Consider the following 19,839-nt stretch of genomic DNA (forward strand, 5'->3'; position numbering starts at 1 on the left):
GCGATCGCACTAGCGCTAACGTATCAAGTCACGATCATGGACCTGCGCAAAATCAATCCTGGGTCCAACGGGAACAATACCACTGGGATTTAGCTCAGGCAGACCTGCATAGTAGAGTTGTTTCCCATGCTCGATATTGCACCAGTCTCCCTCTAACTGATATAGCTCGCGGCAATAGATCCGCAAAACGTCAGAGGCAGCTAGAAGGTCTGACGTAACCGATTGAGTAACACCTTTAACAGCTCTAGCTCTGATGGATTAAAGGATACAAAGTGCTGTTTCATATCGGCAATGTGAGCCGGAAATACCTGGTCGAATAGGGCCTCGCCGTCAGGAGTGAGTTGGACGATAACACTACGCCGGTTCTCGGGAGGTGTCTTACGGGTGACGAGTCCTTTCTTGATCAGGCGATCAACCACACCTGTCAGAGTCCCTTTTGTAATCAGGGTTTTTTCACCGATAGCGCCCATACTCATGCCTTGGGCATGGCCTAAGGTGGCAATGACGTCGAACTGTGATGGGGTGAGGTTGTGTTTTCTGACAAAGCCCTCGGAGTAATTGGCAAAGGCTTGATATGCCCTAACTAACTCCCTAATGGTTCCAAGAAAGGGTTCTTTAGCGGCGACCTGGGGAGAGTAAGGAGTTGGCATAGGTGATGAGTCAGACAGTTTGAGTTAGTCTTATTTTAGCGAGATGGGGAGTAATCTTAGTAACTATTGTGTATTGTTGCAGCAGCAGTTAGCCTCAATGCTGTCAAATTATCTGCATAGGATAAATGCTGTTATTTCTAGAAAACAGAACAGCTTTACGAACTTAGGCGTTTACGCTTAAACAATCCACCCATCCACCGTCTCAACCAGGATCTTTATTTTTACGCAATCCCCTTAAACTAACTGTCTCAATCAAGGGACAAATATCCCCCGGAGCCGGTTGTGGCCGAGTCGATGCCCAGCGATCGCGATAGTCTTCCAACTCAGCTTTAAACTCTGTCATCTGTCGAATTTGAGTCTCCAACTGATCAATTTTATCCTGCAAAAGAGATTGCACTAAGCCACAAGGGGTATCCCCTCTCTCATGCAAATTCAATACCTCGCCAATCTCTTCTAGGGAGAAACCAATGGCCTGGGCTTTCTTGATAAACTGCACCTGATGCACAGCATCAGGAGAGTAATAGCGATAGCCGTTATCACCACGATCTGATGTCAATAAACCCAGGTTTTCGTAATAACGTAGTGCACCGACAGCAAGACCTGTCTGCTTTGCGACCTCACCGATTCTTAACCGGACAGCCATGGCCAATGTTCCTAACGAATTAATTCGATCATAAACCCTACAGTTAAATATAGAGTTCTCGATATGGAGTGTTGTGGGCTTGATCCGTTATCTGACTAGAGGCTTTATCCTAAAGTGAATAGTCCGATGTTGACCCTAGGAAAAACCAAACGAACTGCTAATGGCCCATGCTAGTTACACAATCACAACAGTTAGTACCTTAGCGATTGGTCTACCGAGGGTGCCGCCAGTCATGGCTCATAATGGTGTGATCCATGGTCAACCGCAAGAGACGACTCCAGCAGAGCCAGTCACCGCTGAGCCAGAGTCAGTGGGCTCTAGTGGTTCTGCTTCAGAAAGTCATGCCGAGGATATGACCGTGGAGCCAATTACAGAATCTGAAGAAGCTGATGCACCACAGTCCCTCTACACAACGTTCTCGCTGACTAGTTTGCCTATTGGTCCTGGCGAAGTTCTATTGGGTTTGATCTTGATTTTCCCCTGGTTACTCATCACACTCAGAAAGCAGCTACATCGTGCGACTCGTTCATGAAGGCCTACCAAATTCGTCAGCTCCATCGTGCTCTTGTGCCGTTTATGGTGCTGCCATTGCTGATTACTCTCACAACCGGCACTGCCTTTCAGTTTGCTGCTGTGGCTAACCGTGCTGAGGATTTTCTATGGCTGCTAGATTTGCATCGTGGCAAGTTTGGCACCATTAACCTGGAAGTTATCTACCCCATTCTGAATGCCGTAGGGTTACTCACCCTAATCATTACCGGGTTGTTTATGTGGATGAATACGCTCAGTCGACGGCGACCCCAGGCTTAGGCGGCTGGAGCTTCTAGCTGAAGGGCTTTAAATACATCTAAAAACGCATAAACCGCTGGCGATAATAGGGCATCTTTAGGCCATGACACGCCTAGGGGGCGAAAAACTTTGAAGGGTAGCTGCATGACCCGCACATTTTTAGGAATTGGGTGGGCTGATAGTTTGTGCAAAATACCAATGCCTAAGCCCTGGTTGACCATGCCCACAATCGTGCTGTCAGTGCGCACGCGATACTCTGCCTCAACGGGAGGTAACACCTGCTTTAGGACTCGATTGATGCGATGGGTGCAGCTGCCATGGACTGAGGTAATCAAAGGATATTTATTTAGATGATCCCAGGTGAGCTGAGGGGACTCAATGGAATAGCTCGATGGCACCAGACCGATGCAGGGATCATTGATCACTGGCAAGGTTTCAAAGTCATTCTCCGGCAGCAGTTCGGCTACGGAGATATCGGCTTTTCCTTCAATTAAAGCTTGCTGAAATTCCCTAAGCTCATCCATTTCAGTAATGGTGACCTGGATGTTGGGATAGGTGGTGTGGAGTTTTGCGATCGCACTCGGCAATACATTACTAGCCATGCTGCGAAAAGCCACAATCCGTACTTGGCCGCCTTCCACACCCCGTGCCTGGGAAGCCAGCTGGCCAATGTCGTCCAGACTTTGTAGCATCTGCTGGGCCTTGGCACAGATCGTTTCACCAACGGGCGTCAGGCTAGCTCCATGACGGCCACGATTGACCACAATGACGCCCAGCTCCGACTCCAGAGCGGCAATACTGTGACTGATGGTGGACTGCTCAGGTTTAGCTCTAGGGCTGCTTCACTGAAGTTTTGGGTGGTTGCGAGCGCAACCAAAGCGCGCAACTGTGAGAGCTTGATTTTCCCTAGATTCATAGCAACTGATGACTGCTCTGAAAAGAGCAGTACGGATCTTACTGCCAAGGCTATCGTAACTGCCCCAGGAACAATCATCGATTTTTTGCATATATGCTATGGCTAATCTGAGTTGATTTAACTCAGGCATGTTATAAAAATCGATCCCAGGTGGTTTATCACCTGGGATGAAAGCCTTGTATTGAGTTGATGGAAGTCCTTTAGATTAGCCAGTCAAAGACCCAAGCTAGTAACACAAGCAGTCCTGTACCCATCGCCACCGTCTCTGTGAGCCAGATCAATCGACTTTTCAGGTTAATCATGCAAAAAGTTGCCTTTTCGATACATCATCCCCAGGTAGACTCAAACTCAGGGTCATAACGGGCCAAGTTGGTGAAATTTTCCCGAGATAGAGTTGGCTAAGTTAGCTGAAAGTACCTGTGGCTGGTTAGATGGCCTGCAAAACCGCACCCATTTGAGTTTGGAAAGGTCAGGTGTCAATACAAACAGCAGGCTAACATACTCGCATATTCGAGTGCCAAGCTGCACCCTGCACACATCAGTAATGCTAATCTACGTGTTCATATGCACTGGAATTATTATATTCATCGTCTAAAATACGGACGGCGTTTGCTCAATTCTTCAAGATGATTTTATAAAAAGCGCAGGTGCCCGTTGAAAAACGCTGACAATTTCCGATAGCGTAGGTCGCTCCGTGGATCGTAAAGACTGGCCATTGCCACCAGTTATTCATCTAACCACCGATACTGGTAGGGTTCTACTTCCGCGCCCCACACTTGTTCACCGTTAGCATCAAAACCCCGATCCCAGGTATCCATGCCATCTTGATGTAAAACAATGGTGTTGGTCAGGCGTACGGCTCCCCGCAGATTTACGGGACACCCTTCGGTAGGCGTGCTGCCCACGTAACCTAAGGTGGAGGGACGTAAGGACACCACACAGACCAACTCCCCCAGGGCATGGGTGTCAATCGATGGGGTGGCCTGCTGGCAAAGACCGGTCCATGTCTCTGGAATAGGCGGTTTGAAGGTGTGTGACTCAACCCGCGTGGCATCTTTGCTGAGGGTAATGTACAAAAAACGTTGCCTATAAGGACTTTCTATATGTGCCGTCAGCGCCTGCTCTTGATATAGGTAAATACCGTACTGCTCCGCTGACCCCGTGACCTGAATCGGGCAGGTGGTCATTTGGACACCGACAAAGCGAGAGTTTCGCTCTGCTTGTTCAGTGGTATCCATAGGACGGGTGAGGTGTTCTACCACGGCATCCACATGCTGGGGGGATATCGCGGGTGTTGGGGCATGGCTGGTGTGGCTGCTGCTTAACCACACCCCCAAAAGCACCGGGGTCAAGGACCATAAACGGGGCATGACTGTTTATAGAGGGGGGTTCTGATCAAATCCCCAGTATTTTCCAGCTTTATGGGTGCCCAAACCTGAGATCGACCAGGGGTTGTTACAGAAGTTTAAGCAGCTTCGATGGCAAGTTCCATCAGGTGAATGTCAGTGTGTCCTGGCCTAAGCCCCAGGTCTTGCCAGCCGTGACGTTTGTAGAAATTCATGGCTTTTTCGTTAGTCGGGCTGACGGATAGCTGGGCACGAATGACGCCCACTTCTTGAAATAGCTGCATCACATAGTCATGGAGCTGGTCGCTAAATCCTTGTCCGCGGCGGCTGGGAATTAGATAAAACAAATACACATAGCCAAGTTTTTCTTGGCCCCGCAGCTCTGTCTCAATTTGGCCGATGATTTCCTGCCCATCAAAGACATGAACACAGCTTTCGGGGCAGGCATTAATGCGCTTGCTTAGCCAATTGAGGTAATCCTGGGCATGTTCGCCACCTTCTAAGGCAAATCGTTGGTCACCATCTGCAAAACTGCAGGCAAATGCGTCACGCCGAAAATGAACACACAGTTCGGCATGGGCTTCAAGGTCAATAGAGCGAAAAACGAGATTCATCTGATGGATGTGAGCTCTAGGGACGAACATAGGAAACGTTAAGGATTGACGAAGTGCCAACAAAACCCTGATATCTAGATTAGTGCGACTACCCTCAAAGTTGCTATGACTCTGCATCCTAACTTCGTAGGAAGTTGCTTGACACTCCAAACTCTATGGAGCCAGGTGCCATCAGTATATAAGCGGGATCAATCAACTGTCGGGCTTCTACCGATATGTTTCGTTTCCCTAAAGCTTGCTGACTGTAGGTTAATTTTTTGTTTCAGACTCTAAACGAATGCCTGTGGCTGTAAAGCAGGTGGACCATAGTTTTAAGTCTGGATCAGGTAGGGCTGCTCGTACTTTATGCAAAATCTCATCGGCAGCGTCTTGGGTAGAGGTCAAGGTAAAGACGGTCGGCCCCGAGCCGGACATCATGGTGCCCAGCCCGCCGTAACTGGCCATGTAATCCCGTAACTGCTGGACTTTATCGTGGGCTGGGAGGACCACACGCTCCAGGTCATTGTGTAAATGTGAGCCGATGGCAGCACCATCTTTATGGGTGATGGCGGTAACCATGGGGCCTGCATGGACACGCTTTTGCCGTTCTTGTAGGGTGGCATTGTCGGAAATATCGGCATAGCGATCGCTAAAATTTGCTCGATAGGTTTTGTAGGCCCAGGGTGTAGATACGGAAAGACTTTCGTACTTTGCCAGGACAACGTATAGGTCCGTCAGGCTAGAAATGGGATCGAGGATTTCGCCACGACCGGTGGCAATGGCGGTGCCGCCGCGAATGCAGAAGGGGATATCTGAGCCTAGCTGGGCGGAGAGTTCTTCTAGTTCAATCTGGGTTAAACCCAGTTTCCACAAGAGATTCAAGCCCACTAACGTGGCAGCAGCGTTGCTAGAACCGCCGGCTAATCCTGCGCCGACTGGGATATTTTTTTCAATGGTGATGTCTACACCGCGATTTGCCAGTTCTGGAAATTTATAGGTCAGTAGATCAACGGCCTTAAGGGCGAGGTTAGAGTTATCGGTGGGTACCTGAGGATGATCGCACTGTAGCCGTCGAATGGCTGCGGGGAGATTGGTGAGGGTGATGCGATCGCATAAGTTCACACTTTGCATAACCATGGCCATTTCATGAAATCCGTCAGGCCGGTGCCCAATGATTTCTAGATATAGATTAATCTTGGCAGCCGACAGCAGTGTGTAACTTGTCATAGACCCCAGCAAGATCTCAAAACGTTGATGCCACAAGCAGATTAGCACCTCGTGGCCATTAAATCAGGCGGTTGGCTCTGCTGGATTTAAGGTACCAATCTGATTGCTTAAGTTAATCCATTTCTCCAGGCTGAGTTGTTCTGCCCGTACCTGGGGATCGATGGCCATTGTTTCCATGATTTTGGTCAGTTGCTCGCGGTCTACCAGGCTTTTCAGGTTGTTGCGCAGCATCTTGCGTTTTTGAGAAAAGCCCTGCTTCACTAAGGTATCTAATAGTTTTGGATTGTTGGCTTGCACTGAAAATGTGCGGGGTCGCAGGCGAACAACGGCGGAGTCTACTTTGGGTGCAGGTTTAAATGCCTTGGCAGGAACGGGGCAAATCAGCTCGCATTCTGCTAGATACTGTATGCGCACCGATAGACCGTTAAAGGCTTTAGTGCCAGGCTCAGCGTACAGGCGGTCGGCCACCTCTTTTTGCACTAGCAGCACAATCGAGTCGTAGGGTTGGGGATTGGGCTGACGAATCTGGCCCAGCAGCTTTTCTAGAATAGGCCCCGTAATGTAGTACGGAATATTGGCAACGACTTTGTTGGGAGATTGAAAATTTGGGTGGTCAGCGAGGGCTGCTGCTAGGTCTACATCTAAAAAGTCTCCCTCAATTAAATGAAAGCGTTCCGATGCTTGAAACTGTTGCTGTAGCTGACGCACTAGATCTCGATCGACCTCGACGGCCACTACGGACTGGGTAAAGGGCACTAATCCTTTAGTCAGTACACCCTGGCCAGGGCCAATTTCCAATACCCGGTCGGTGTCGCATAGTTCTGCCGCCGCTAAAATCTGATTTAAAATCTGAGGATCGCGTAGCCAGTGCTGGCCAAACCGTTTACGGGGGCGGGGCATAAAAACACAGGGGAATGAATGGATTGGTATTCTATATCAGTTCTTGCCTGGTGAGTAGGTGTGGGTGCGTGGGATGATTAAAGCGTTGGGCGGGGGTAGTGGACGATGGGCAATGGGGCAGTAAAATAGGGATAGGATTTAGGTAAAGGCTATGGCTGAACCGTTAAAGCAATCGGGCGGTGACGATAAGGTGACGAAGGGTAGTAAGAAATCGACATCGCCTCTGAGTTGCTTTAGTGGCTCTTTTTTGGCTGGGACTCTTAGTGTTCTGTGTTATCGCATGATGGTGGCTATTGTTACGGCTTTTGCTGCTAAGCCGGTGCTATCTGATAATACGATTGTTTTGAATATTTCGGTGGCAGTGCGGACTCTGGTGGCTGGTATTGTTGCTTTGGGTGCTGGTGTGTTTGGTTTGACTGCCGTTGGTTTGTTTTTGTTGGGTATTCAACTGATTGTTAGGAAAATGACTGGTCAGGATGCGACGGTGTAAGGGGTTTTGGATAGGGGGCTTTAGGGCTACGGTGTACACACATCTCGGCAGAGAGTTCAGAATTCTGCATTACTCTCCTTAATCGCCTTGGTAAGGCTGCGGTATATACATTTCGAAAGAGGGCTCAAAATTCTGCATTACCCCCCTTAATCCCCCCTTGGTAAGCTACCGTGTATACATAAGTCGGAGAGCTAGCTCTAGATTTCGAGCCCTCATCCCCCAACCCCTTACTCCCTGAGGGAGAAGGGGGGCCTAGCCTCAAAGTCCTTCGCCCCCAGGGAGAAGGATTTAGGATGAGGGCCAATTCAAGGACAGGCCTACCTTTTGGGACATTATTTTTTAGATGTGTATACACCGTAGTTGGTAAGGGGGGAAACTCCAGTCCTCCCCCTTACCTTAGGCTTTAGCCCATGCCTGGAGGGCTTTAGGGGGAGTTAGAGGGGGTTAGGCAATCGAAACCGCTAGTTTCCAATACTTGTATGTACACTGTAGCTGTGAGGGGAAGTGTTTGGCTGTGACTACCCCCGACTAGAAGAGAAAAGCAAATCACTAGAGTTTCAATCCCCGTGAGGAGAAGTGGTTAGTTGTGACGAGTATTTCTCTTAAGGATCTGGAATCGCCCACTGTTTCAATCCCTGTGAGGGGAAGTGGTTGATTGTGACGCAAAAACGTGGTTTTAGCCGCGATGAAAGTACTGTTTCAATCCCCGTGAGGGGAAGTGGTTGATTGTGACATGGTGAGTTAGAGCAATACTCAGTTGTTGATTCTGTTTCAATCCCCGTGAGGGGAAGTGGTTGATTGTGACGCCAGACGCTTATTTCTTCATCCCAGCCATTTTCCGTTTCAATCCCCGTGAGGGGAAGTGGTTGATTGTGACGAGCATTCCCCGGCGTGCGTGCTCTTGGAATAGATGTTTCAATCCCCGTGAGGGGAAGTGGTTGATTGTGACGGAATGGGAAGCCTTTTGCAGGGCCAAGGGCCGCGTGTTTCAATCCCCGTGAGGGGAAGTGGTTGATTGTGACGGATCGCTATGCTGCGATTCTGGATTTTATTAAAACGTTTCAATCCCCGTGAGGGGAAGTGGTTGATTGTGACTCAACCGTGACCATCGGGATTTGTCTCTTCCGGATGTTTCAATCCCCGTGAGGGGAAGTGGTTGATTGTGACCGGCTAGTTCTCGGGTTAGATCGGAGAGGATAATGCTTCCTCCAGTTTCAATCCCCGTGAGGGGAAGTGGTTGATTGTGACCAGCAGTGCGCAAATTCGCAAGGCCAGCGGCATTTGTTTCAATCCCCGTGAGGGGAAGTGGTTGATTGTGACCTATCACCCGCAGCTGGCAGCGGGAAAAGATCAGGTTTCAATCCCCGTGAGGGGAAGTGGTTGATTGTGACCGGAACCGTTGTTCATCCCGTGGTATTTGGCCTGCGTTTCAATCCCCGTGAGGGGAAGTGGTTGATTGTGATTCGGAATATTGAACTCTACAACCGCAGCACTAAGTTTCAATCCCCGTGAGGGGAAGTGGTTGATTGTGACCTCGATAGAATCGAATCCCAAATCAAAGGACTCATGTTTCAATCCCCGTGAGGGGAAGTGGTTGATTGTGACAGGAAGGCTTATAGCTGAAGGGCTTTGACTGATTTGTTTCAATCCCCGTGAGGGGAAGTGGTTGATTGTGACCTCTTGCTTGCCCCATAATGGGATGTTTCTTATTGTTTCAATCCCCGTGAGGGGAAGTGGTTGATTGTGACCGCAGCCCATTGAAACGTTGGCTGCATTTAGTTTTCAAGGTACATTTGCGCGAATCTACCCCATTATAGTTCTCAGCCCAATAAATGTGCACTTCTTCAAGTTACCTTAATCCTACAAAACATTGAATTAATAACCCTTCCAGCCCTTGCGCGGATCCCAAAGACAAGCAAAAAGCCACTAATTGGCTCTGACAAAGCTTTTCATCCCCCTTGATTCAGCCTGCCACAGCAAACACCTACACAGTCGCGCAACCCATAACAGCCCCAAACATTAAACAAAAGGGAACCATCATTCTAACAGTCAGCCCCATAGATAGTTGACTCCCGACTCCCCACCTATCCAGAGTTTCCCAACTTAAACGGATACCCCCATAACCAATAACCAATAACCAATAACCAATAACCAATAACTCAAACCTTTTTAAAGCCTTAAGGTAAACTGCCGACTCAAGGCAAATCTCAACAGCCTCCCCGGATGTGTCGAACCACTCAGCACAGGACCTCGTAAATACTTATTAAGCAACAAACGCCCTAACCCTTTAACGCGTCCATAGGTACGTTCTTTTAGCACTTTTCCATAGGCCGGTTCAAAAGCTAAAGGACCATAGAGCACATCAGCACGATGGGTGGTGCTGAGATTGTTTTGTTGATGTTCAGGATTGGGGATGCCACCATGTTCACCATAGTTACGCCAGGGAACATAGTTGTGGAAGTTGCGATCGCGCAAATAGTACTCAATGCCTGAATCCCAGGGAGTATACATTTCTGGACCAGGGTCTGCCTTAACCATTTCAGCTAACTCGATCAGCCTCCAAGCACTTTGCTTAGTAATGACATAGGCCACCATCGCAGTTGAATACCCCTGGGCATACCCTTGATCTGTAATGGTATAGATCTGCGATGCACAGGTATAAAGCCAGGCAATACCCAGATGTTTATCGTTAGGGTCAAACGGTGACGGCAGCTGAGCAAAGTTGGCAACCGGTACAAAATCCGCTTCGACAATCAGGGTGGGCTTTTCTGATAGTAGTGCTTGTTCCCAAGCTTTACGGTGATTGAGTAAACACAGGTAGCTACGAGAGTAGTTTTTGTACTCTGAACGATGCATCTGCCGTAGCACCTCAACATGACAGCCTGTAGTGCCTAGAAAGGATGACAATTGCTCAGTGTCTTCTTGATAGGCCAGGATCAATATCTGACCTATCGTATCTATGAGACGACTATCTGTAGAACGAGTACCCATTGTCTTGGCCAAGAAGGGTTAAGAGAAGGTTGGGTTAAGTTTTCACAGCATTGGGCTGAAGATTGAGTAGGGCCTTAGTGGTCACCCCTGCATAGACTGCCCCACCCACGGCTCCTAAAAGGGCTCCCCAAACCACTAAAAAATTCTCTGTGCCGGTGATGGCAAAAACGAACCAGCCCACTAGACTGGCGCTTACCCAGCCCAAGATTCTGCCCAGGAAATTGGAGATCCACCACTGTCGCACATTCTGTACCTGACTCGGTAGGCTGCAAAGTTGGGCAATACTGACGCACATGCCGATGACGGCACTGTAGATGGCAATGGTTAAGACTAAGGTGACAATATCGCCAGGATCGGGCAAATTGTTGAAAAATTGAAGCAACATCACAATCAGCCCAAAGACCAATAGGCCAACCCAAGACCCTAAATAGCTGCCAAAAATATTGGCGGTCACCCACTTCCACATTTTTAGCCTGGGTAAAAGCCGCTGCATGACGAGGGCCTGTAGAGGACCAACCACAGCACCAACAATCAAACCCGCGATGTAAAGCGCTTCAAAGTACTGAGCTGATACGTTCATCAAAAAGCTAAGGGGTGTGGCGATCGCAAATCCCAAGACGTTGGCCCCCAACCAAAGCCATACAGTCTTTTGATTGGCCCTTTGATTAGCCCTTAGTGGACCACGCCCACCCCGATTAATTTTTTCAGGTCCACTCACGTTTGATGGGTCAGAATTGTCAGTAGCCATAGACCACACAGGCAAGAGAACTGTTAACTATACATAGAACAGAGGCTTATTTCCTTAAACCTTGTGGAAATACTTGTAGCAATTGCATTGCGTATTCGTGACTACGGCAGTTCCACCGATGTGGGTTTAGCAATATGGGGCAGTCCCCAGCCTAACTTTTCCCGCAAAACCTTAAAGAACTCTGGATCCTTTAGACGGATAAACTTTGCTGGATACTTTGCTTCCCGTAGGCAAACGCGATCGCCAGGGGCGACATAGCAACCAGCATTGCCATCAACCACCATCACCAGAGGATCTGGGTTTGCCGAAGACACGATGACCTTTTCAGCACTGGGAAAGACCAGGCCACGTGCTGCCAACGAATGGGGGCAAATGGGAATCAACTGTAACACCGATACCCCTGGCGTGATCACCGGGCCACCGGCTGAAAGTGAATAGGCGGTAGACCCGGTTGGTGTGGAAATGATGATGCCATCAGCGGCAATATCAACCGGCGCATGGCGACCAATGGTGACCTCAAAATGGCACATGCTGGTGAGTGGCTCACGGTTGAGTACGACCTCATTGAGGCACAGGGCTTCCCAAGCAGGTTGGTTATGCCGTACTAACTGCACCGCTACCATCGTGCGATCTTCCACTTGGTAATTGCCCGCTAGCACCTGCTCCAGTACATGGGGTAACTGATTAAGATACGTTTCCGTTAAAAACCCCATATGTCCTGTATTCACCGCCAACAAGGGAATACCTGCTGGTGCCACCTGGCGAAACGCTGACAGTACTGTGCCGTCACCACCCAGCACAATGGCAAAGTCCATGGCGTCATCAAAGTCTTTAGGCACCAATGACTCGATGGGAATGAACTTAGCTGGTTTATTGGCATTGGCATAGCCAAGTAGTCCACCTAATCCTGTTGCTGTGGCTACTTGACAACCGTACGCTTCAAGTCTGACCTTTAACTCTTGAGTGACCTGACAGGCGACAGGTTTGACATCGTTATATATGATGCCAACCTTTTTGGTGCGTCTCTGTGGGGAAGTAAGGTTGTTAGAAACCGGGGTCACGTTCAGCATCCGAGCTAATCGATATCCTTTAGGCTACCGCCTTTAGCTCTGTCTTGAACAGTCTGCCATCCTCTCCGTATCTAATTTTTCTGCATGGGAGGGTAGCTCTAACGCAAAGAGGTAGCTATCTTAACTTTAAGGCCTCTTTTGCATAATTTTCTTGTGACTGCCCAACGTTTACCCGAAACCACTGCCCATGTGCGCATCACGTATCAATCCTGGCAACAAGGCAAACTCGAAGGCGAAGTCAATGCTAATGAATTTGCCTGGCAGTTTCAATGGAAATTTCGCGGTGGCCATCTGACCGTGGAACCGTCGTTAGGACGGGCCTTGATTCAGGAGCCGCTGGGACGATTTTTAGAACGGTTTGACTATCAACTAGAGCCTGGTGGGGATTATTCCTTTACAATTCGTGCTGAGCTGTAATGCCAAACCTTTAGTTTTATAGCTGTCAGAGCACTTGTCGGTAAAGTAGGGTAAGGTCTCCAATCAATAACTGTACCCTGGCTCTACCATGGCAACGCTCTCTCCAGCTTCATCTGTCGCCACTACCTTACGTCCAGACTACCGTCTATCCCTGTCAATTCTTTTAATGGGTCTGTGTGTAGCCCCTATTCAAGCTATAGGTGGGCTTGTGATCGCCCTATTGGGAATGTTCCTCATAGTACAAACGACGGTGATAAGGCTGACGTTTACGGACACGGAATTACAGGTATGTCGAGGGACAACTATTTTGCGGCGGTTTCCCTATGCTGACTGGCAAGCTTGGCAGGTCTTTTGGTCGGCGGTTCCAATTTTGTTCTACTTTCGCGAGGTGAAGAGTATTCACTTTTTACCTATGGTATTTAACGCTGGGGAACTCGTTGATCAGCTCCAACAGCATTGCGACCCTGTGGGGTTAAATCAGTAGTCAGAGAGCCACTGCGATTAACTAAAGATCGAAGAAGAAGTCCATTAACTACCATGCCGACTGAAGAGTTTTCTGAGTCACCCAAGCAACCTAAGGATAGTCCCCTAGCGCCTTTGCGCACGTCATCAAGTCGTAGTTCAGAGGCTGAGGTGGCTCGATTGGTACAGGCGGGATTACAGGATTTAGAGCAGCGCCGTCAGACACTACAGAAAGAGATTGAACAGCTAGAACGACGTCGCGATCGCATCCAGGCAGAAATGCGCACCTCCTTTGCTGGCGCATCCCAAGATTTAGCGGTGCGTCTCCAAGGGTTTAAGGATTATTTGGTGGGTAGCCTCCAAGATTTAGCCACATCTGCTGAACAATTAGAGCTGGCTCCAACGGCGCAGGCGGCTGAGCCGATGGCACGCCAGCCGCCTGCACAGCAGCGTCCAGCCCCTGAAGCGCCAGATATAACCACCACGGCGTTTTCTATTCAGCGATTTGAAGAGCAGCGAGAGCGGGTACGCAGCCTCATTGACCAATATCGCACCAGACCCGATTACTATGGCCCCCCCTGGCAGCTGCGCCGCACCTTTGAAACCATCCATGCGGACCGGGTGTCTAATTGGTTTTTTACCCAGGGAGGACGTGGGGCGGTCAAAAGTTTAGGCAGTCGTTTGCAAAATGTGGTGGTGGCATCGGCAGCCATATCGGCACTCTATGCCATTTATGGCGACCGCCTATGCACTATGGTGCTGGCCAATACCCCTGAACGTCTAGGAGAATGGCGACGCTGGCTCCAAGACTGCCTCGGCATATCACGGGCCGATTTTGGTTCTAATCGAGGGCTCATGCTGTTTGAGGTACCTGAGCCTATGGTGCAGCGTGCTGAGCGCTTGATGGATAATGGCTATTTACCGATGCTAATTATTGATGAATCGGAAAATAAATTGCCATTGGCAGCTTTGCAGTTTCCCCTATGGTTAGTGTTTGCCCCAGACCCGGCAAATCCTTCGCAGGACGATTATTACTATTAAGGCGACTGCCCCTACCGTAGCCACAAGGGTTCACCCGTTACAAAAGGATGATGGGGCGTGGTTTTCCAAACGTGCATAACCCCCTAAACTAAAATCGGGTTTGGTTTTTTAGGACTGGTTAACTCATGGTTTGGTGGATTGCAGTCGGTTTATTGGTACTGGCCTACTTGCTGGGATCGCTGCCTACGGGATATGTGGTCGCAAAGCTACTCAAAGGAATTGATATTCGTGAACATGGCTCAGGGAATACCGGAGCCACCAATGTGTTTCGAGTCGTGGGCAAACAAGCCGGTATCACTGTGCTTGTGATTGATTTGCTTAAAGGCCTAACTGCGGTTTTAATTGCTCGGTTTGTGATGGCTCAGTTTGGTGACAGCCTGACTCTGTCCACATGGATACAAACCCTGGCAGGATTATTGGCAATTTTGGGGCACAGTCGCTCCGTATGGTTGAACTTCACAGGGGGTAAATCGGCAGCGACGGGACTTGGGGTCATTCTTGCCTTAGCTTGGCCAGTTGGCCTAGGGACAGCAGCTGTTTTTGGCCTTGTTTTTGGCCTCTCGCGAACAGTGTCTCTAGGCTCTATTTCTGCTGCGACTGCGGCCCCAATACTTATGTTCTTAACCGGCCAACCACTGCCGTTTATATTGTTGGTCTTATTGGGGGGCATCTATGTCATCATCCGCCACCGCAGCAATATTTCTAGATTGTTAGCAGGGACAGAACCAAAATTAGGCAATAGTTAGGGGTTAATCAGGGCATTGATCCATGCCCCTACTGGTTGCCCAGTTCCCGTGACCGGCTACTGGCTGCCCTCACAGCTTCAATCAATGCTGAACGCAGACCTAGTTCTTCTAAACAGGCGATCCCAGAAATTGTGGTGCCGCCGGGGCTAGTCACCCTATCCTTCAAGACGGCTGGGTGCATGCCTGTTTTTTGTAATAACTGAGCGGTGCCCAGAACTGTTTGCAAAGCCAGCCTATTGGCAGTTGTGCGTGACAAACCAGAGGCTACACCTCCGTCCGCTAAGGCTTCAATTACGATGGCAACATAGGCCGGGCCTGAGCCAGATAGTCCGGTTACGCCATCTAAAAGTGGCTCGGCAACCTGAACAACCTCACCCACAGTGCTGAAAAGTTGTTGCGCGATTTCTACATGCTCGGCAATAGCACGACTGCCAATAGCAATGGCTGTCATCCCACAACCAACGGTGGCCGGTGTGTTGGGCATGGCTCGAATAACTGGCCATCCTGGAACAGCTTGCTCTAATCGAACAATTGAAACCCCGGCTAAAATAGAAATAACCAGAGGAGATTCACTAACAACAATTCCTGAAAAATCTCTGGCGACACTGTCAAAAACTTGTGGCTTGGTCGCTAAAACAATGACGTCGCTATGCTCAATGACCTCACGGTTACTATGGGTAGTGCGGATGTCATACTGTTCGATGAGCAACTGTCTCCGCTCATGGGATAAATCAGACACCAAAATGGCATCCGGTGTATACATCCTCTTAGAGAGCAGGCAAGACAGCAGTGCTTCTCCCATGACACCGCCACCAATAATGCCGAGTTTACCAGGCAATGATCCAAGGCCTCCGAACACGCTTATAGCATCCTAAGAATACCTTGAAATGGGCTGATAACCTTGAACAGCCAAGAGGTAACTAGGGCAATGCTTAGAATTGAAGGGGCATTAAGCATCGCCCTAAGTTCCAATTAGCATCATCTTTAGGCCATACGTGCCACCTGCTCAGTTGCCCAAGCGGGTGTGGGAGCAGCGGAAGGCATAGCAGGCTCTTCCATAGGCAATCCATCTTCGCTGTCAACGGGCATACTGACCTGTACACAGTTGGGGGTGAATAGGAAGATGCTTTCGCCAATGCGCTCTTGATGACCATCCATGGCATAGGTGCCACCAGCAACAAAGTCAACTGCACGCTGGGCTTGGTCAGGATCCATGATAGTTAGGTTTAAAACCACAGACTTCCGCTCACGGAGTGCTTGGATTGCCTGGGGCATTTCCTCAAAGGAGCGGGGCTCCATCACGATTACTTCAGACACACCGTTAATTGCACCAGGCATACCAATCACATTACTAACACTACTCATTGAATTATTCATGGAAACCATCCCAGAATCGGTTGACATTACGCGGTCACGGATGCGGCGACGGGGCGCGCGAGTCTCAACGGGCGCAGCTGTCGTTACCCCTGAAACAGGTTGAGGTTGAGGCTGGGGTTGAGGAGCCTGATTCTCTTGTTCATAGAGGTTCTGGTATTCCTCGCCGTCCATTTCGTCATATTCATACTCATAGTCGGCCGGGTCATTAAGGCCAACAAAGTCACGTAATTTAGTAAAAATGGTACTCACGGCTGAAACTCCGTCATGGCTAGTACTAACTTGGCTAGAAAATCTCTCAAGACCTGAATTAAAAGGAGTCGAGAGATGATTTGAGACTAAAGTGGGCCATTGATGGCTGGACGTATCAGCAACCTCAATTGAGATTTTCTGATAGCTCTAACCCCATTGCCTAAGATCAGGGATACTCTAACCCCCTTGTGCTCAAACGGCAATGGAAAAACAAACGTCATTCAATATGACAACGCTTGCAGCGCTCTATCAACCTAGAGAATTAAACCTCTTTAGTCGACATTTGAAAATACCCGCACACAATCATTCGGGCATAACTTTGAGCCACAGTATACACGAATCGATTAAAAAAAATCACCAATTCCCAAAATAGACTGAAGTATCTTGATCTTTTTTAGGAATAGAGATGATATAAATGGCCAAAGCCCTCAGGTACGGGAGCCAAACAGAGTAGTTCCTAATCGAATGATATTTGATCCAGCTGCGATCGCAAGTGGAAAATCCTGGGACATTCCCATGGAAAAGTGATGAATTGGTAAGGGCGTTTCTTGATGATTTGCCAGTGATTGCCCGAGGGCATAGGCTCGCTCAAAAAAAGATTGGGTTTGAGGCAACAATAGACCATAGGGAGGAATTGCCATGATCCCCTCTAATTTGAGATGAGATAACTGTGCTAAATCGGGCAAGGCTTGCCAAAGTTCAGACTCAGTCAAACCATGCTTATTGGCATCTGCCAACAGTTTTACCTGTAGACAACAGATGGGCGAACGGGAAAGTTCAGCCGCTATCTGATCCAGGCGTCGAGCTAATTTCAGACTATCTACAGAATGAATCCAGTCAAAGTGTTGTAGGGCCTTGCGCGCTTTGTTGGTTTGCAGATGACCAATAAAGTGCCAAGTAATATCTGGCAAATCCGTCAGATCTGCCTGTTTTGCAATGGCTTCCTGGATCTTATTTTCGCCAAAGTCCCGGAGGCCAGCTGCGTAGGCTGCCCGAATAGCAGCCGCAGGAAATGTTTTACTGACTGCCACTAAGCGCACATGGGCAGGCAACTCCAATTGCTCCACTCGTTGAGCAATTTGCTGACTGTGCCATTCAAGCGGCTGTGGAGAAGATCCTGGAGTAGTAGTCCCCGCAGCATTCATCATTGAAACGTTCGCTTGTAAACCTTGTTTAAATGCTCAAATTCGCTGTATTGGCCAGACTGGCGCAATATTCGTAGACGTGTTTCTAACATCATACGGGCCTCTGTTCGACCAATGGGATCAAAGAGCAAACCAGCTGCCCGATCAACTTTTGCCAGAAAAAATAGCCGCTGGGCATAGAGCGTGGTAAATAGCTCTTTATCGCCATCCACCAGGCAAATCCGAAACAACAGCCCAAAGTCAGGGTGATTGAGATAAGTTTCAGTGCTCATTCAAGGGGTGCGATAAATGGGAGAACAAAGGACAGTTAATACAGAGTTTACTCAAGAAGACTTGTGATCCTAACGCTCATTGATAAATCTACCAAGCCCAATGGCTAGAGTGCCATATTGTCCAAAACAAGAGTTTAAAAAGGGGTAGGACACCTTCCTGGACTGACCTCAGCTCAATACGAGCTAAGCTCTGAGTCTACCAGGGTGGCAGAAAAGACATTGATAGAGTTTACAGCGTTTCCCTGCACTATCTTCAAGAATTAAGCGGCAAGGTCTGCATTCTACCCCTATCTAGACGGAAATTCCCAAAGCGAGTAGTTGTGCCTGGGCCTTTTGTAAGGATTCCTGCCATTCTTGGTGGGCCTCACTATCGGCGACAATGCCTGCTCCCACTTGCCCCCAAACAACATGCTGGTTTGATCGATCGGGGGTCAGCAACAGCGTACGGATCAAAATATTCAGGTCTAGTTGACCGCGCACATCCAGGTAACCGCAGGAGCCATAAAACAAACTGCGACGCAGGGGTTCGAGGGTTTCAATGATTTCCATACAGCGCACTTTGGGGCAACCAGTAATGGTGCCGCCGGGGAATGTGGCTCGAATTAAATCAATGGCATTGAGGTCAGGGTGCAAGGTGCCGATGACGTTACTCACCAGATGCATGACATGGCTATAGCGTTCGATCACCATGAGTTCGTCCACATGGACTGATCCCCAAGTACAAACTCGACCTAGATCATTGCGCTCTAGATCTACGAGCATTATGTGTTCTGCCCGTTCTTTGCGATTTGTTTCCAGGGTTTGAGCAAACTCTCGATCTGCTGCCGGTGTCTTCCCACGGGGACGTGTCCCGGCAATTGGACGGGTTTGGGCCGTTTGATCCCATAGCTGTACGAGACGTTCGGGAGAACAACTAATAACATGTCCCCACGGTGTACGCCAATAGCTGGCAAAGGGAGAGGGATTAATCTGGTGAAGCTGTCGGTATAGCTGCCAGGGAGAACTACTGGTGTGGGTTTGAAACCGCAAGGAAAGATTTACCTGAAAAACATCTCCTGCTTGAATATGGTCTTTGGCCGTTTGTACGGCTGTTTCAAATTGGGTCTGGCTAGAGCAGAACGTCAGTTTTTCTGAAAGATTCGGTGCTACGAGGGACGGGGTTTGGTGGGGCAGGTGTTCCAGACGGTGCACCATGGTTTCTATATCGGCTGGAGAGGCAGCAGCTAACCATAAATCCTGTTGGTGATGATCGAGAATGGCAAACTGTTCTGGCTCATACCAGTAGGCAACTGGGAAGGGCAGTGAATCCTCTTTGCGATAGGGAAGTTTTTCAATCTCCCAAGCCGTGTCATAGCCTAGCCAACCTAACCAGCCGCCGACAAAAGGCAGATCATCTGGGGGGGTTACTGAGGATGGGTACGCTACCCATGCGCTGGGGACTTGCCCCCTGAGTAACTGGCTAAGGGTGGGCAAAATCTCCCCAAGGGACGGGGTAAACAGTTGAGGCTGGTTCGCTATCTGTCGAGGTCCGCCAGCACATAGGGAATAACGAATTAAATTATCGGGGGCACCATCAACTCGATCTGGGCTCTCTAACAGGGTGGCGATGGCAGACCCATGAAACAGCGCTGCGAAGACATCAGCGCCACTGCGCTGCGCAAGGTCAAGCCGGTGCCAAAATCTGGGCAGTATATCTTGCTTAGCAAGCGATGGGGGGGAAGAAAGGGTCAATTGAGGATGTGGGAGGTAGGGTGGGCCAGACCCACC

22 protein-coding genes, 1 pseudogene and 1 CRISPR repeat array are annotated in these 19,839 nt (G+C 49.2%); of the genes and pseudogenes, 7 read left to right on the forward strand and 16 right to left on the reverse strand.

Annotated elements, in window-relative coordinates:
* Positions 1-200 precede the first annotated feature (200 nt).
* Positions 201-650, reverse strand: a complete 450-nt coding sequence (locus DXZ20_RS26425) for a MarR family winged helix-turn-helix transcriptional regulator (RefSeq protein ID WP_163702098.1) — start codon at positions 648-650, stop codon at positions 201-203.
* 202 nt (positions 651-852) lie between these two features.
* Positions 853-1,293, reverse strand: coding sequence for a heavy metal-responsive transcriptional regulator (locus tag DXZ20_RS26430; RefSeq protein WP_163668467.1), 441 nt, complete (start codon positions 1,291-1,293; stop codon positions 853-855).
* 160 nt (positions 1,294-1,453) lie between these two features.
* On the opposite strand from DXZ20_RS26430, the gene DXZ20_RS26435 reads away from it, so the two are divergent.
* Positions 1,454-1,825, forward strand: coding sequence for a hypothetical protein (locus DXZ20_RS26435; protein WP_163702100.1), 372 nt, complete (start codon positions 1,454-1,456; stop codon positions 1,823-1,825).
* On the forward strand, positions 1,822-2,103 hold the full coding sequence (locus tag DXZ20_RS26440; protein ID WP_163668471.1) for a PepSY domain-containing protein: 282 nt from the start codon (positions 1,822-1,824) through the stop codon (positions 2,101-2,103). Before DXZ20_RS26435 ends, DXZ20_RS26440 begins: the two co-directional genes overlap by 4 nt.
* Here the strand turns inward: DXZ20_RS26440 and DXZ20_RS26445 are convergent.
* The 6 genes and pseudogenes from DXZ20_RS26445 to rsmA all read right to left on the reverse strand — a co-directional run bounded on the left by DXZ20_RS26445 (position 2,100) and on the right by rsmA (position 7,064).
* Positions 2,100-2,846, reverse strand: coding sequence for a LysR family transcriptional regulator (locus DXZ20_RS26445; RefSeq protein WP_348918729.1), 747 nt, complete (start codon positions 2,844-2,846; stop codon positions 2,100-2,102). The genes DXZ20_RS26440 and DXZ20_RS26445 overlap by 4 nt on opposite strands.
* A pseudogene (locus DXZ20_RS38595) lies at positions 2,847-2,891 on the reverse strand (hypothetical protein); the annotation flags it as partial.
* An 832-nt stretch (positions 2,892-3,723) separates the two neighbouring features.
* Positions 3,724-4,368, reverse strand: a complete 645-nt coding sequence (locus DXZ20_RS26450; RefSeq protein WP_163702102.1) for a chromophore lyase CpcT/CpeT — start codon at positions 4,366-4,368, stop codon at positions 3,724-3,726.
* Between the two features lie 95 nt (positions 4,369-4,463).
* Positions 4,464-4,958 carry a GNAT family N-acetyltransferase gene (locus DXZ20_RS26455; RefSeq protein ID WP_163668477.1) on the reverse strand — a complete coding sequence of 165 codons (495 nt, stop codon included), beginning with the start codon at positions 4,956-4,958 and terminating at the stop codon, positions 4,464-4,466.
* A 249-nt stretch (positions 4,959-5,207) separates the two neighbouring features.
* Positions 5,208-6,164 (reverse strand): 4-(cytidine 5'-diphospho)-2-C-methyl-D-erythritol kinase, encoded by a 957-nt coding sequence (ispE, locus tag DXZ20_RS26460; protein ID WP_250565107.1) that lies wholly within the window; start codon positions 6,162-6,164, stop codon positions 5,208-5,210.
* Positions 6,165-6,227: 63 nt separating this feature from the next.
* Positions 6,228-7,064, reverse strand: a complete 837-nt coding sequence (gene rsmA / locus DXZ20_RS26465; protein ID WP_163702104.1) for a 16S rRNA (adenine(1518)-N(6)/adenine(1519)-N(6))-dimethyltransferase RsmA — start codon at positions 7,062-7,064, stop codon at positions 6,228-6,230.
* Between the two features lie 151 nt (positions 7,065-7,215).
* On the opposite strand from rsmA, the gene DXZ20_RS26470 reads away from it, so the two are divergent.
* Positions 7,216-7,554, forward strand: a complete 339-nt coding sequence (locus DXZ20_RS26470) for a DUF3082 domain-containing protein (protein WP_250565108.1) — start codon at positions 7,216-7,218, stop codon at positions 7,552-7,554.
* A 554-nt stretch (positions 7,555-8,108) separates the two neighbouring features.
* A CRISPR array of direct repeats spans positions 8,109-9,302; the repeat unit is 37 nt; unit sequence GTTTCAATCCCCGTGAGGGGAAGTGGTTGATTGTGAC.
* A gap of 421 nt (positions 9,303-9,723) precedes the next feature.
* On the opposite strand, the gene DXZ20_RS26475 is transcribed toward DXZ20_RS26470, so the two are convergent.
* The 3 genes from DXZ20_RS26475 to DXZ20_RS26485 form a co-directional block, all read right to left on the reverse strand.
* On the reverse strand, positions 9,724-10,545 hold the full coding sequence (locus DXZ20_RS26475) for an LPS biosynthesis glycosyltransferase (protein ID WP_163702106.1): 822 nt from the start codon (positions 10,543-10,545) through the stop codon (positions 9,724-9,726).
* 34 nt (positions 10,546-10,579) lie between these two features.
* Positions 10,580-11,293, reverse strand: coding sequence for a hypothetical protein (locus DXZ20_RS26480; protein WP_163702108.1), 714 nt, complete (start codon positions 11,291-11,293; stop codon positions 10,580-10,582).
* A gap of 101 nt (positions 11,294-11,394) precedes the next feature.
* A complete protein-coding gene (locus tag DXZ20_RS26485) occupies positions 11,395-12,363 on the reverse strand; it encodes an NAD(+) kinase (RefSeq protein WP_163702110.1) in 969 nt (322 codons plus the stop codon).
* A 153-nt stretch (positions 12,364-12,516) separates the two neighbouring features.
* On the opposite strand from DXZ20_RS26485, the gene DXZ20_RS26490 reads away from it, so the two are divergent.
* The 4 genes from DXZ20_RS26490 (at position 12,517) to plsY (ending at position 15,029) form a co-directional block, all read left to right on the forward strand.
* Complete coding sequence (locus DXZ20_RS26490; RefSeq protein WP_006517471.1) at positions 12,517-12,780, forward strand: DUF3146 family protein; 264 nt, start codon at positions 12,517-12,519, stop codon at positions 12,778-12,780.
* Between the two features lie 88 nt (positions 12,781-12,868).
* A complete protein-coding gene (locus tag DXZ20_RS26495) occupies positions 12,869-13,264 on the forward strand; it encodes a DUF3119 family protein (RefSeq protein WP_163666275.1) in 396 nt (131 codons plus the stop codon).
* Positions 13,265-13,317: 53 nt separating this feature from the next.
* Positions 13,318-14,283, forward strand: coding sequence for a DUF3086 domain-containing protein (locus tag DXZ20_RS26500; RefSeq protein WP_163666277.1), 966 nt, complete (start codon positions 13,318-13,320; stop codon positions 14,281-14,283).
* A gap of 125 nt (positions 14,284-14,408) precedes the next feature.
* On the forward strand, positions 14,409-15,029 hold the full coding sequence (gene plsY, locus DXZ20_RS26505) for a glycerol-3-phosphate 1-O-acyltransferase PlsY (protein WP_163666279.1): 621 nt from the start codon (positions 14,409-14,411) through the stop codon (positions 15,027-15,029).
* Positions 15,030-15,057: 28 nt separating this feature from the next.
* Here plsY and proC read toward each other — a convergent pair whose 3' ends face one another.
* From proC to DXZ20_RS26530, 5 genes are all read right to left on the reverse strand, one after another.
* On the reverse strand, positions 15,058-15,867 hold the full coding sequence (proC, locus tag DXZ20_RS26510; protein WP_163666281.1) for a pyrroline-5-carboxylate reductase: 810 nt from the start codon (positions 15,865-15,867) through the stop codon (positions 15,058-15,060).
* Positions 15,868-16,013: 146 nt separating this feature from the next.
* Complete coding sequence (locus DXZ20_RS26515; RefSeq protein WP_163666283.1) at positions 16,014-16,655, reverse strand: cell division protein SepF; 642 nt, start codon at positions 16,653-16,655, stop codon at positions 16,014-16,016.
* 428 nt (positions 16,656-17,083) lie between these two features.
* Positions 17,084-17,803 carry a YggS family pyridoxal phosphate-dependent enzyme gene (locus DXZ20_RS26520; RefSeq protein ID WP_250565031.1) on the reverse strand — a complete coding sequence of 240 codons (720 nt, stop codon included), beginning with the start codon at positions 17,801-17,803 and terminating at the stop codon, positions 17,084-17,086.
* Positions 17,800-18,072 carry a transcriptional coactivator PipX gene (gene pipX / locus DXZ20_RS26525; protein WP_163666285.1) on the reverse strand — a complete coding sequence of 91 codons (273 nt, stop codon included), beginning with the start codon at positions 18,070-18,072 and terminating at the stop codon, positions 17,800-17,802. Before pipX ends, DXZ20_RS26520 begins: the two co-directional genes overlap by 4 nt.
* 291 nt (positions 18,073-18,363) lie before the next feature.
* Complete coding sequence (locus tag DXZ20_RS26530; protein WP_431732090.1) at positions 18,364-19,803, reverse strand: anthranilate synthase component I; 1,440 nt, start codon at positions 19,801-19,803, stop codon at positions 18,364-18,366.
* Positions 19,804-19,839: the final 36 nt, after the last annotated feature.

Source organism: Adonisia turfae CCMR0081 (assembly GCF_011009555.1).
GTDB classification, from domain to species: Bacteria; Cyanobacteriota; Cyanobacteriia; order Phormidesmidales; family Phormidesmidaceae; genus Leptothoe; species Leptothoe turfae.